This is a genomic window from Acetobacter aceti NBRC 14818, from assembly GCF_000193495.2.
Classification (GTDB): Bacteria; Pseudomonadota; Alphaproteobacteria; order Acetobacterales; family Acetobacteraceae; genus Acetobacter; species Acetobacter aceti.
Genome location: NZ_AP023410.1, coordinates 787908 through 800810, shown reverse-complemented (window position 1 = coordinate 800810; position 12903 = coordinate 787908). Strand labels below are relative to the sequence as shown.

Below are 12903 nucleotides of genomic sequence, written 5' to 3'. Positions count from 1 at the left end.
GCCGGTTGAAAGGCATGGCACGGGACGATTGTACGGATGCAGGAGGCGGATGCCGTCGAAACGCCATAATCACGGCGGTATTATGGTCGCATGACAGATATGCCTGATATTTTTTCACGATAATATGTCGATAAAACCGTGTTTTGAGGCGACAGGTTGAGAAACAGGTTTCAGAATCCTCTCGCCATCAGGATGCGGGCGGTGCATACGTCTGAGCACGTTATATTCCATCTCTTTCAAAGAGGCTTTTCATGTCCACAGGTCTGTTCCGTCTCGCGATCGCCGGTGTGGTTTCCCTTGGTCTCACCGCTGGTTCCGGGACCTTTGCCGCAAGCTGTAGCGGCTCTCCGGCTGCTGAAGCTTTCGATGTGCAGGGCCTCAAAAGCGAACTGATGGTGACAGCCCTCTCCTGCAAGGCTCAGGACCGTTACAACGCAGTTATGGAAAAGTTCCGCACAAAGCTTCTGGCTGAGGAACAGCGCCTGAATACCTATTTCCGTACGACATACGGAAAGAGGGCGCAGATTGAACATGACGACTACATTACGCAGCTGGCGAACGTGCAGTCTGAAAAAAGCCTCCAGTCGGGCACCATATTCTGCGATCAGCGAATTGGTATGTTCGATGAGGTCATTGCTCTGGATGATGAACATGATCTTTCGAAATATGCTCTGGCAAAAGACATCACACAGCCTGCGACATTCGAGACCTGTGCGGCCCCTGCCGTAGAAAAAACCACGGAGACACGCAGCCGGGCCCGTCGTCGCACAGCACGCAAGGCGTAACGTCCAGAAACTGAGTTCTTGACGAATCATCTGTAGAGGGAGACAGAACCGGGCATGAGCGATCTTTTCTCAGGCACCGGATCTCCTTCTTCCTCCCAGCCGACGCCGCAAAAAACGCAGCAGACAGCGGCTGCGTCGGGTCAGAACTATGACGCCAGTTCCATCGAGGTGCTGGAAGGACTTGAGCCTGTCCGTCGTCGTCCCGGAATGTATATTGGCGGAACGGATGAAGGCGCGCTGCATCATCTCGCCGCTGAAATTCTCGATAACTCGATGGACGAGGCAGTCGCTGGCCACGCCACGACCATTGATGTCACGCTTGAGCCCGGAAACTGGCTGACGGTGCGGGATAATGGACGCGGCATTCCTGTTGATCCTCATCCCCGATTTCCTGACCGCTCGGCGCTCGAAGTTATTCTCACGACGCTGCACGCGGGCGGTAAATTTTCGGGCAAGTCCTATGCGACATCCGGTGGCCTGCACGGTGTGGGTTCATCCGTGGTCAACGCGCTGTCGACCCGCATGGAAGTGGAAGTCGCCCGCGATAAAACGCTGTGGCGGCAAATCTATGCGCGAGGCATTCCCCAGACACCCATAGAAAAGGTCGGCGCTGCTCCCAACCGACGTGGCACGCAGATACGCTTTCAGCCCGATCCGGAAATTTTTGGAACACACGCATTCCAGCCTGCACGCCTCTACAAGCTGTGCCGCTCGAAAGCCTTCCTGTTCCGTGGAGTAACGATCCGCTGGAATTGTGATCCGTCCCTGATCAAGGCGGGTGATGAAACGCCCGCTGAAGCGGTTCTGCATTTCCCTGGTGGTCTGGCCGACAGTCTGGCTGACGAACTTGGCAAAAACGCGCCTCTGCTGGCTCCGATCTGGTCCGGTGACGCAGAGCTTCCTGAAACCAATGGTGTGTCCGGCGGCAGGGTTGAGTGGGCGATCGCCTTTCTCGAATCCGGCACGGCCAGCTTCGCGTCATTCTGCAACACCATTCCGACGCCCCTCGGCGGTACGCATGAGGCAGGTTGTCGGGCGGCGCTGGTCAAGGGTTTCCGCGCATGGGGCGATCAGCGATCCAACAAGCGTGCGAGCATTGTCACCGCTGAAGATATTCTCGGTTGCACGGCTATCCAGCTTTCCGCTTTTGTCCGTGATCCGCAGTTTCAGGGGCAGACCAAAGAAAAGCTGACCAGCGCCGAAGCGTCGAAACTGGTCGAGACTGCGCTGCGTGATCGGTTCGATCACTGGCTGTCAGGCAATCCGACACAGGCTGACTCGCTGCTGGCGTTTGTCGTTGAGCGTGCGGAAGATCGTCTTCGTCGTCGGGAACAGAAAGATACGCCGCGCAAGAGCGCCACGCGGCGTTTGCGTCTGCCCGGCAAGCTGACGGACTGCACGCGCGAGAAAGCCGAGGAAACCGAGATCTTTCTCGTAGAGGGTGACTCGGCTGGCGGATCGGCCAAGCAGGCGCGTAATCGTGAGACGCAGGCAGTGTTGCCGCTGCGTGGTAAAATCCTCAACGTCGCCAGTGCCACGAGTGAGAAGCTGCGCGGCAATCAGGAACTGAGTGATCTGGTGGAAGCGCTGGGCTGCGGAACCGGGGATCGCTTCGACCTGATGCGGCTGCGCTACGGACGTGTCATCATCATGACGGATGCCGATGTGGACGGTGCACACATCGCCTCGCTGCTCATGACATTTTTCTACCGTGAACTGCCTGAGCTTGTGCGCTCCGGTCATCTGTATCTCGCTCAGCCGCCACTTTACCGCCTGACGCATGGTGCCAAGACGGTTTACGCGATGGATGACGCCGATAAGGATCGGAAGATCAGGACCGATTTCAAGGCGAACGCGAAAGTGGAAGTCTCACGCTTTAAAGGTCTTGGCGAAATGCCACCGAAAGATCTCAAGGAGACGACCATGGATCCAAAACGACGCACCCTGCTGCGCGTGGTGATTCATTCGGACGACAGACTGGAGACGCGGGAACGTGTGGAAAGTCTGATGGGGCGCAAGCCGGAACTGCGTTTCGCGTTCATTCAGGAACACGCCCAGTCCCAATCAGTGGAAATGCTCGATATCTGAACTGGCAAGGACGGTTCCGGTTGTCTTGCACCGGAACCGGTCTCAGTCAGGCGTCGGTTCTTTCGGGCATCTTCTCTGACTGATGCTGTTGTTCCAATATTCTCAGATCTTTCGCCATCTGTGCCACAGGGCCGGACCAGTCGAGTGGTTTGTCCTGCTGGTAGATCCGCACACTCGTGTACCACGGTGAGTCCGTGCGGTTGGAAAGCCAGCGCCAGCACTGATCATAACGTGACAACAGCCAGACTGGCTTGCCGATCCCTGCCGCGACATGGGCGGTGGACGTATCGACTGCGATGACCAGATCAAGATTGGCTATCAGCGCGGCTGTATCCCCGAAATCATGCAGTTCGTCAGTGTAGTCGATAAGCTTCATGCCTGTGGGCGGCGTGCGGGCCTGCGATGACTGTTCACCAACCTGCAAGCTGAAGAAAACGGCCTCTGGAGCACTGTTGGCCAAAGGAGCGAGAGCTGCCAGTGTAGTGGAGCGGCGTCTGTCAGCGACTTCAGCTTCCCGAATTTCACTATGTGGCGCACCAGCCCAGACAAGGCCGATTCTGATAGGATGACCGGCAGGAATGTCCTTCTGGATGCGCTGCGCCCACTTCCGGACTTTTTCGGAGGCGGGTTTCAGAAAACCTTCCGGTGAAGGCAGCGTATCAAGCGTCATATTCAGTGCGAGCGGCAGACTGAGAACCGGGCACTGGAGGTCATGCGCAGGGGCCGGATCTTTTTCGCTGACAAAGCGGGCCTGCGGAAAAGAGCGGGCCAGCAGACCCAGCAGTTCGGGTCGCACACGTACGACGACCGTTCCGCCAAGTTTTGCAGCCAGCGGAATGAAACGGGAAAACTGCAGGACGTCGCCGAAGCCACCCTCGGTGTGAATCAGGAGTCTTTTGCCGTCGAACCGTTCGCCTCGCCAGAGAGGGGCGTCAAAACCATGGTGACGTGCCGTCCTGATCTTCCAGCGCCATTCATATTCGGCGAATCCCTCAGGGTAATTACCCTGAGCCAGCAGTGAGAGAGCGTAGTTTGTATGGGCTTCGGGGCTGTCAGGCGTCAGTTCCACGGCAACCCTGTGAAACTTCTGAGCCATCTCATGCTGGCCCCGGTGGCTATCCAGAGCGACCCCGAGGTTAGTGGCCGCCAGAGGGTGTTCCAGACTGATGCTCAGACATTTTGAATAAGCGGCAATCGCTTCGTCATAGCGTTGCAGTGATTGCAGGGCGTTGCCCAGATTACACCAGGCGTCGGCAAGCTGCGGAGCCAGAACAACGGCGCGACTCAGAACCTCGAGTGCAGGTTCGAAGCGGCAGATGCCGATCAGCAGACCGCCGTAATTACTCAGGGTGAGCGCGTCTCTCGGTTCTTCGCAGATCCGTTTTCGGTAGACGGCTTCTGCTTCCAGAATCCGTCCTTCACGCTGTAGCTGCGTGCCGGCGTCGGAGAAAAAGGCCGTATTGTTGGATTGGGGAGCGGGCGAGGAGGTCATGAACCCTACGTTCGCCCGACAGACTTAAAAAAATATGACCTGAAGGCATGATGTGCTTTCAGGTCAGTCAATCAGGCAGAAAAGTCATTCATGCCTGGACGGTTCAGCATGGACAGCAGTTCCCGGCGGGTATCCGAGTTGTCACGGAAAACGCCCAGCATGCGGCTGGTCACCATGGACACGCCGGGGCGATGCACGCCGCGCGTGGTCATGCACTGGTGTCCGGCTTCGATGATAACCGCCGTGCCGTATGGTTCAAGCACACTGTCGATGGTGTTGGCGATCTGGGACGTCAGACGCTCCTGAATCTGGAAACGCCGGGAATAGGCTTCCACCACGCGGGCGAGTTTGGAAATACCGACAACCCGCTTGCGGGGAAGGTAAGCAACGTGCGCACGACCGATGATCGGCACCATGTGGTGCTCGCAATGGCTTTCAAGGCGGATATCACGCAGCAGAACGATCTCGTCATAATCATCGACTTCCGAGAAGGTGCGCTGGAGCAGTTCTTCCGGATTGACCGCATAGCCCTCGAAAAACTCTTCGTAGGAACGAACCACGCGGGACGGCGTATCGAGCAGTCCCTCACGCGCCGGATCTTCACCGGCCCAGCGCAGCATTACTCGGACGGCCTCCTCGGCTTCCTCGCGGGAAGGGCGGACTGAAATAGGAGGAGTCGTCATCAGGTGAGTCTCTGCTGGATGAGTGAGCGTGTGGCGCAGGGTCTTACGCGACCGGGTCACAGCTGAAAATTGGGTGAGGGATCAGTGGACAATGCCGGGCTGATAGGGGCTGTCGAGGCTGAACGCCGGAATGCGTACGTCGAAAAGGCGTCTGCCCGGCTCTTCCACCATATGAAAGAAGCCGCGCATAATACCGCTTGGCGTGTCGAGAGACGCGCCGGAGGTGTATTCAAAACCGCCACCGGGTTCGAGGATGGGTTGTTCGCCGACCACACCTTCGCCGCGAACACGGTCGATATGCCCGTTGGCGTCAATGATTTCCCATGACCGCTCGAGAAGCTGGACCGTGTTCGGCCCATGATTCTCAATGCGGATACGGTAGCCCCAGCAGTAGGAATGTTCGTCCGGCTGGGACTGGTCGTCGAGCCAGAAAGCCCGAACGACAATCCGGATATTGTCCGTCGTGGCCTCGTAGGACGGCAATGCCGCAATGGCTTCGTTCAAGGCCGCTTCAGGGTCTTCGAACAGCTTGGGCGGCATGGGCGGCCTCGAGGACATGATCGGGAACTCCCTTGTTCAGTGAGCGAAGCCGCGGCTTTTCAGGGCCGCAACGCCGCGGGCAAGATCGTCGATAAGATCGGCGGAATCTTCCAGACCAACCGAGAGGCGGATGGCGCCGTCAGCAATGCCGAGGCGCGCACGCTCCTCGGGACCGATCTTCATGTGGGTCGTCGTCGCCGGGTGGGTTGCCAGCGAACGGGCGTCACCAAGATTGTTCGAGATCAGAACGATGCGCAGGGCGTTGAGGAATGCGAACGCGCCTTCCTGACCACCGGCAACCTCAAAGGCGATCAGCGAACCGAAACCGCTCATCTGGCGGGCGGCCAGTTCGTGCTGCGGATGATCCTTGCGGCCCGGATAGCGCACGCTGACAATGCCTGGAGCACTGGCGAGCCAGTCGGCCACAGCGGCGGCATTACGGGTCATCGCGTCCACGCGAAGGTTGAGCGTCTCAAGACCTTTCAGCATGACCCATGCGTTGAACGGAGAAAGGGCGTTACCTGTGTTGCGCGTGAAGGGCAGCACCGTGTCGTTGATCCAGTCCTTGCGGCCCAGAATAGCCCCACCGAGCACGCGGCCCTGACCGTCGATATGCTTGGTGCAGGAATACACCACCACATCAGCGCCCAGTTCCAGCGGCTTCTGATAGACAGGCGAGGCGAACACGTTATCAACGATAACAATAGCCCCAGCCTTGTGCGCCCGCTCGGCGATGGCGGCGATATCCAGCACGTCCAGCATCGGGTTGGAGGGGCTTTCCAGCAGCACAGCAGCGGTCGGCTTGCTGAAAGCTTCATCCCACGCCTTGAGATCGCCACCGTCAACAAAGACGGTCTCTACGCCATATTGCGGCAGCAGATTTGCGACAATCCAGTGGCAGGAGCCGAACAGGGCGCGTGAGGCGACAACGCGATCGCCAGCCTTCACCTGCGCCAGAAGAGCCGATGAGACAGCGCCCATGCCGGTCGCCGTGCAGACGCAGGCTTCCGCGCCTTCCAGATCGGCGAGGCGACGCTGTAGCGCATCGACTGTCGGGTTGCCGAAGCGGCTGTACTGATAATGCACCACTTCACCCGTGAAGGTGGCGGCGGCCTGCTCGGCGCTGTCGTAGGCAAAGCCCGAGGTCAGGAAAAGCGCTTCACTCGTCTCACCGTAAGGGGTGCGCTCGACCTCACCGTGAATCAGACGGGTGGCGGTGCGCCATGTGGCGGCAACTTCGGGAGACGTTGTTTTGATGGACGTGTCAGTCATGCTCGGTCTCGGTTCCGTTCTGTCCGCAGCAGAAACGCCGGATCACGCGGACCCTGCCTCTCTGCACGGGGCTTCGACCGTGGAAACCTGGCGGCGTGGATCCCGCCAGAGCCTCTTTAGCGCGTTTTTTTTACCTCGCCGCAAGCCGGCCATACAAATCACGAGGCCCCCTGATGGGGGAGGCAAAGGTTATCGCGGAAAAAGCTGTGTCCCGTCAACAGGGCCTCTGGAATGGCTCTGTTTCACTTCAGCACACTCAGACAGGCACGGCCCGGCGTGAAGGACGCCATTTCGGTGGGGAGCGTGTTGATGGTCTGCGCGTCTTTCAGAAGGGCGCGTCCTCGTGCGGACCACCCGGCGAGGCCGATGGACGGACTGTTGAACGGCCCGCTCACACGAATGGGGATATCCAGCGCCAGAGAGGCAGCTGCCCTGCTCTGGAAGGCCAGTTCGAACCAGCGTCGGTTGAGGTCGAAGAGCGCCTCTCCGACAATGGACCCGGCTGGTGTGTAGATCCGCAGAGGCACGACCGCGCCTTCGCCCCGACTCATTTTCAGAGCCCCCAGCAGGCATGTCACAGGTGTCGTGCCCTTCATGGTGCCAAACAATGTGCCGATATTGCTTGAGGCGATGCCGATGACTTCCTTGCTGATCTGCCCGCTATTCATGCCGACGACAGCCTGAATATCCGCGTTTCGTGACGCCTCGTTCAACGTGCGCACCCCTTCGGCGCTTGCTTTCACGCGGAAGGACAGCGTGCCGCTGACCGGCACGGGCGCAAGACCTGCCTCCCTACGGAATGTATCGATATCGGCTTTGCTCACATCCACCATTGCGTGCAGGGAGGAACCGCGAGGATGGGTGACAATTTCTCCGGAAGCGTGCAGGGACGCCTTCATCCAGCTGAGTTGCAGCGCGGAAACGTCAATCCGCCCGGGCTGCAGGCTTGTAGCAAGACTTGCGTCGGAAAAGACAAGATCATTGTAGCGGACGGAGCGTGACGAGAGTTTGACGTTGAACAGCGGATCGGGACGGGCAGGGGCGACCAGCGGGATGTCTGTGGCGTGCTGTCCGGATTTGCCGTTACTCTGTGTGGCTGACTGAAGGCCGTTCAGATCAAGCCTGGCGAACGCCATATCTCCGACAATCTCATCAGGTGACCCGGATTTACCTTCGGTGAAAGTGATGTCAGCGTTTTCAATGGGATTGTCGCGCAAAAGACCCGTGGCCCGGCTTATCGTCCACACATCGCCCTTGTGCGTGAAATGTCCTTGCAGATTGAGAGTCATATGGAAGCTGTCAGGCGATACGCCCGCAATCGCTATCAGTGGCGCGGATGTGGGCGTGCGGAGAGTCAGTTTTCCGTCGATGCCATCAAAATCGAACAGATCGGTCATGGTGCCGTCCAGATCGAGTGTCAGATCCCCCGATGTGGCGTGCAGGTTGGTCGGGTAGGGTTTCCCGGCCTCACGCAGGACGGTCAATGGGCCAAGATGGGCCGTAAGCGCGATGGGTGTGTCGTTGTAGCCACCGGAAACGGTCATTTCGAAAGGACTGCTATCGCTCGTTGAAGAGAGTGTCACGACGTCGAGATTGGTGCGATAGGAATGGCCGTTGGCGGAACGGTAGATGATCTCGCTGTCTTTGATGACCGCCTGTCGGATGCCCGGAAACCAGCTCCAGTCTGGCGCTGAGTTTTTCTTTTCTTCCGGTTTGTTGTCGGGCTTGGATGGGGCACCGAACCGCCAGTTCGGTGTGCGGTCCGCAGTGCGTTCGAAGAGACCAGAAAAACCGGTCAGTACGAGATCACGGGTTTCTGCCGGGCCATGCAGCAGAGACATCAGGCGCACCTGTGTATGCAGATGACCGAGCTTGATCATTTCTGGCCTGCTGCCATTCGGGATATTGGCTATGCTCAGATCGTCAACATCAATGGTCATCCAGCGCCCCGGAGACAGGTGCACGCTGCCGATATGCACTGTGCGTCCGGTCGCCTTGGTCAGCTTTCTGGTTGCGAATGCAGCGAGATCAAGGTGGGAGAGAGCGAGGAAACCACCGCCGCAGACTGCGGCGCTCAGACCGGCCACACCGAGGGCAACGAAAGCAAGACGACGCACAGACGAATCTCCGGTTATTGAGCCGGGTTCTCTCATGCTCCTCAAATCATGGGGAAATAAAGGCCGGGCAGGAAAGAAAGTCTATTTCAACGTGTGTAGGAAAAACATCCGGGTCTAATTATGAGCAGTCAGGAGAGGGTGCTGCCTTTACCCCTTTCTTGTGTCGCTCTTCAGTATCAGCCAGAAAAGCACAACATATTGGCGTTTTCAGTCAGGTCATTTCCAGACGCAGCATGGACTCTCCCTGCAAAGATGTAACGGGACATTATCTTCGATTTTGCGCCGGTTTAGAGCTTCGATATATTGGATAATCTTTACGCTTTCGTCACCAGTCAAAGCATTTGACAGCCTGAGACATAAAAGGGCGATGTGCCATTTTTAATACTCGCTTGGGTGGTTCTGAAAAGTTTCATAATGATTCTACAACTATGTTTCCTCTCTTCTATAAAAAGAGAACGAGCAAGTATGATTTGAATTATGGTTGTTAAAGACAAACCGGAACGATACATTTTTATATGGTTCTGGGAGTTATGTTGTGGCAAAAATTGACGTTTTAATGACTGTGTATAATTGTTCTAAATATATTTCAGAAACACTAAAAAGTATACAAAATCAGACAATAGAAGATATTCGGATTATCATCGTTGATGATGGATCCACTGACGGGACATCGGAAATAATTCAGAAATTTTCTGATGATGACTCCAGAATAATCGTTATGCGACAAGAGAATATGGGCATCATTGATGCATTAAAGGCCGGAATGAAGGAGGTCACTGCCGATTTTATCGCAAGGCATGATGGAGATGATATCTCTTACCCAGAGCGTTTCGAAAAACAGTTGAATTTTTTACTGGATAATCCATCTTTTGCAGCGGTCAGTTCCCGAGCTTGCCAGATAGATGAAGCAGGATGTCCAATCGGGAAAATTACAACAATGAAAAAAATAGACGAAAGCGATCCATATTCTTTGCCATCGAAAGAACCGTATTTGTTACAGCCAATGTTGATGATTCGAAGCTCTTCTTTCTTTTCTATCGGTGGCTATCGAAATTTATCAGTTAGTGAGGATGTGGATCTTTGCTGGCGTCTGCGTGATGAAGGAAATCTCCATACCATTCCAGAAATTCTTGGAAATTATCGTGTCCACCCGGCAAGCATTTCAAGTCAATCGATTGTAAATGGAAGAAAGCTTGCGATCTGGGCACAACTTGCTGCTATTTCCGAGCAACGCCGTATGAGTAAAAAAGAAGACATTGATTTTTCAAAAAAACTACAAAATGAGATAAACGCATCATCAACATTGCAAGAAGCACATGATATTCTCTCTGAAATTTTATTGAGAGATGAGGCGATATGGTTTGCTAGTGCCGTATCTGCGAAATTACTTGAGTTCTGCTATTATCGTCCATATGAACCTGATTTTTCCGATATTTATTTTATAAAAAAATCCATACGCAATGATACGGATATTAAAAACCGACCTTGTTATTCCGATTTTCAGGAAGCGCTTATATCTGCGTCGATACGGCTGACAGTCGAAGGAAAATTCAAGGAAGCATTTACTCTTTGTGCGCCACATAAATGGCCACTTCTGGTTGCGAGGGTTGTTTTTCGTATCGCTGTTCCAGAAACTTTGAAAAGCATGATGAAACGGAAACGCCGTATATCTTGATGAATCAATCTAAAAAACTTTACAAAAGTGATTCAACGTCATCATGCGATGCAGATACTCTTGCCGGTGCATTTCGAGATAAATTCTTGGAGATTGTCGCTCTGCTGTAGAGAACGGACGTAATTCACCGTTCTGAGTTCACGTCATTCAGTGTGCTGCATGAGGCCTTACTCCATTCCGCATGAAGGCCGGCGAGAAAGAGGCGCGCGCCATCCGCAATACAGGCGCGGGAGTCTTCCACGTCGGTTTCCTTGTTGAACAGGGCATGCAGCATCCGCTCTCCTGCGGTCAGGCTGAAGAGTTGCTGCGCCTTCAGATCTATCCGTGTCTCGGGATGACCATGCTCGGTGCAGTAGGCGTGCAGCCATGCCTGAAGGACGTTCGATTTTCCGCACTGCTTGAGGCTGTTCATGATGTCGCGCAGATCTTCAGCTTCCGATGCGCTGGCGATGATGGCGCGGATCAGCTCGATGGTTTCCGGACGGGTGAGGTGAGCCGCAAGGTCGTCCAGCAGTCCGATCAGTTCGTCTTCGGACGTAAGGGCATGTTCGCGGATGGACAGCGAAAAACAGAACAGCCGTTTTTCGATCAGCGACTGAAATAAATCCTGCTTGGACGGAAACAGCTGATACAGCGTGCGTTTGGACATGCCGGAACACTGGGCAACCTTGTCCATGGAGACGGCCTGATAACCATATCTCCGCAGGGCTTCGTCCGCAGCAGAGAGTATCCGCTTGCGCCGTTCGCACTCCGCCATCTCGGGTGGTCGACCCGGACCGCGGCAGGAAGAATGCTGAGGTTCCTTGACATTCATAGCCATCCCCATGTGCGCCTTCATGAAGGATCTGTCCATTGGAAGAAACGGCAGGTCTGGCTTGACCTCAGGTTAGGAAACTGAGTAGTTTCTATTCAATGAGGCAACGAGATTCGCTGATAGTTCCTTTTTTAAGGAACTGGAGCCGATCATGCCGTTCCAGATTCTATTCTACACACAATCAGCAGGATGTATCCGTGAAAAGCCCCGTCCGTAGTTTTTCAACCCCGGCCCTGTGTGCATCGGTTGCCAGCCTGCTGGTTCTGACTGCCTGTAACAAGAAGGCCCCGCAGCAGGGCGCGCCTCCACCTCAACAGGTGGAAGTGCTGACCGTGAAGCCTCGTCCGGTCCAGATCCGTACCGTGCTTCCCGGTCGCACGGAAGCCTATGAAATTGCGATGGTCCGTCCGCAGGTGAGCGGTGTTATCCAGAAACGTCTGTTCGTGCAGGGAACGGATGTGCAGGCAGGGCAACAGCTCTATCAGATCGATCCGAGCATCTATCAGGCGGCTTATGATAGCGCCAACGGCCAGCTTGCGCAGGCTCAGGCCAACGCCGTCACAGCCAGAGCCAAACTGGAGCGTTACGGTCCGCTGAAAGCGGCGCATGCTGTCAGCAAGCAGGAATATGACGATGCGCTGGCTGCATCCCGTTCTGCTGACGCCCAGATCCTGATCGCAAAAGGACAGGTGGAAAACGCCGCCACCAATCTGCGCTACACCCATGTGAACGCGCCGATCTCAGGGCGCATCGGTCGTACGATCCTGACGGTCGGTGCTCTGGTGCAGGCGGGTCAGTCGAGCAATCTCGCCATCATTACACGGCTTGATCCGATTTATGTGGACGTCAATCTGCCGGCTATTTCCCTGCTGCGTTTGCGCCGGGAAGCGGCCAGCGGTCAGATCCACACCAATCCGGACAATTCGGTGCCGGTCTCGCTGGAGCTGGAAGATGGTTCCACCTACGATCAGGCCGGAAAGATGCAGTTCAGCGAAGTCAATGTGGATGAAGCCACAGCGACAATCGTGGTCCGGGCCGTCTTCCCCAATCCGCAGAAATATCTCCTGCCGGGCATGTATGTGCATGCGACGCTTGATGAAGGCACCAATCCGCAGGCGCTCCTCGTGCCCCAGCAGGCTGTGACGCGGAACAGTCATGGTGACCCGCAGGTCATGGTCGTCGGAGAGGATGACAAGATCGCCCAGCGTGCGATCACAACCGGTTCCACACATGACAGTGACTGGATCGTGAACTCCGGCCTGAAGGCGGGAGACCGGGTTGTGGTGATCGGTCTTCAGAAGGTGCATCCGGGCGACAAGGTCACGGTCACGCCTTTCAGGGAAGCTGCGGCTCCTGACGCGCAACCTGCCAATGTCCAGCCTACAGACGCCCAGCCCGCTGGTGCATCCTCCTCCGACGCCGGGAAAAACTGAGCAG

At 55.9% G+C, this 12903-nt stretch carries 10 protein-coding genes and 1 riboswitch; of the genes, 4 read left to right on the top strand and 6 right to left on the bottom strand.

The features are described 5' to 3' along the window. Positions 1–251: 251 nt before the first annotated feature. Both EMQ_RS03675 and parE read left to right on the top strand, forming a co-directional pair. A complete protein-coding gene (locus EMQ_RS03675; RefSeq protein WP_010667700.1) occupies positions 252–785 on the top strand; it encodes a hypothetical protein in 534 nt (177 codons plus the stop codon). A gap of 54 nt (positions 786–839) precedes the next feature. Beyond that, positions 840–2873 (top strand): DNA topoisomerase IV subunit B, encoded by a 2034-nt coding sequence (gene parE / locus EMQ_RS03670; protein WP_010667701.1) that lies wholly within the window; start codon positions 840–842, stop codon positions 2871–2873. A 46-nt stretch (positions 2874–2919) separates the two neighbouring features. On the opposite strand, the gene EMQ_RS03665 is transcribed toward parE, so the two are convergent. The 5 genes from EMQ_RS03665 to EMQ_RS03645 form a co-directional block, all read right to left on the bottom strand. Next, entirely contained in the window at positions 2920–4365 is a 1446-nt protein-coding gene (locus tag EMQ_RS03665) for a tetratricopeptide repeat protein (protein WP_010667702.1), read from the bottom strand. Positions 4366–4436: 71 nt separating this feature from the next. Further along, entirely contained in the window at positions 4437–5048 is a 612-nt protein-coding gene (gene folE / locus EMQ_RS03660) for a GTP cyclohydrolase I FolE (RefSeq protein ID WP_026200232.1), read from the bottom strand. A gap of 81 nt (positions 5049–5129) precedes the next feature. Then, complete coding sequence (apaG, locus tag EMQ_RS03655) at positions 5130–5606, bottom strand: Co2+/Mg2+ efflux protein ApaG (RefSeq protein ID WP_010667704.1); 477 nt, start codon at positions 5604–5606, stop codon at positions 5130–5132. An 18-nt stretch (positions 5607–5624) separates the two neighbouring features. Then, complete coding sequence (metZ, locus tag EMQ_RS03650; RefSeq protein ID WP_010667705.1) at positions 5625–6860, bottom strand: O-succinylhomoserine sulfhydrylase; 1236 nt, start codon at positions 6858–6860, stop codon at positions 5625–5627. 95 nt (positions 6861–6955) lie between these two features. Further along, positions 6956–7035: riboswitch (SAM riboswitch) on the bottom strand. 67 nt (positions 7036–7102) lie between these two features. After that, the gene (locus tag EMQ_RS03645; RefSeq protein WP_010667706.1) at positions 7103–8977 is read right to left on the bottom strand and encodes an AsmA family protein; all 1875 of its coding nucleotides are present in this window, start codon (positions 8975–8977) and stop codon (positions 7103–7105) included. Positions 8978–9512: 535 nt separating this feature from the next. Between EMQ_RS03645 and EMQ_RS03640 the strand changes: the two genes are divergently transcribed. After that, complete coding sequence (locus EMQ_RS03640; protein WP_018308446.1) at positions 9513–10652, top strand: glycosyltransferase family 2 protein; 1140 nt, start codon at positions 9513–9515, stop codon at positions 10650–10652. Between the two features lie 124 nt (positions 10653–10776). Here EMQ_RS03640 and EMQ_RS03635 read toward each other — a convergent pair whose 3' ends face one another. Next, a complete protein-coding gene (locus tag EMQ_RS03635) occupies positions 10777–11472 on the bottom strand; it encodes a TetR/AcrR family transcriptional regulator (protein ID WP_231368005.1) in 696 nt (231 codons plus the stop codon). A gap of 191 nt (positions 11473–11663) precedes the next feature. Here EMQ_RS03635 and EMQ_RS03630 point away from each other — a divergent pair, with 191 nt between their 5' ends. Further along, positions 11664–12899, top strand: a complete 1236-nt coding sequence (locus EMQ_RS03630) for an efflux RND transporter periplasmic adaptor subunit (RefSeq protein WP_010666556.1) — start codon at positions 11664–11666, stop codon at positions 12897–12899. Positions 12900–12903: the final 4 nt, after the last annotated feature.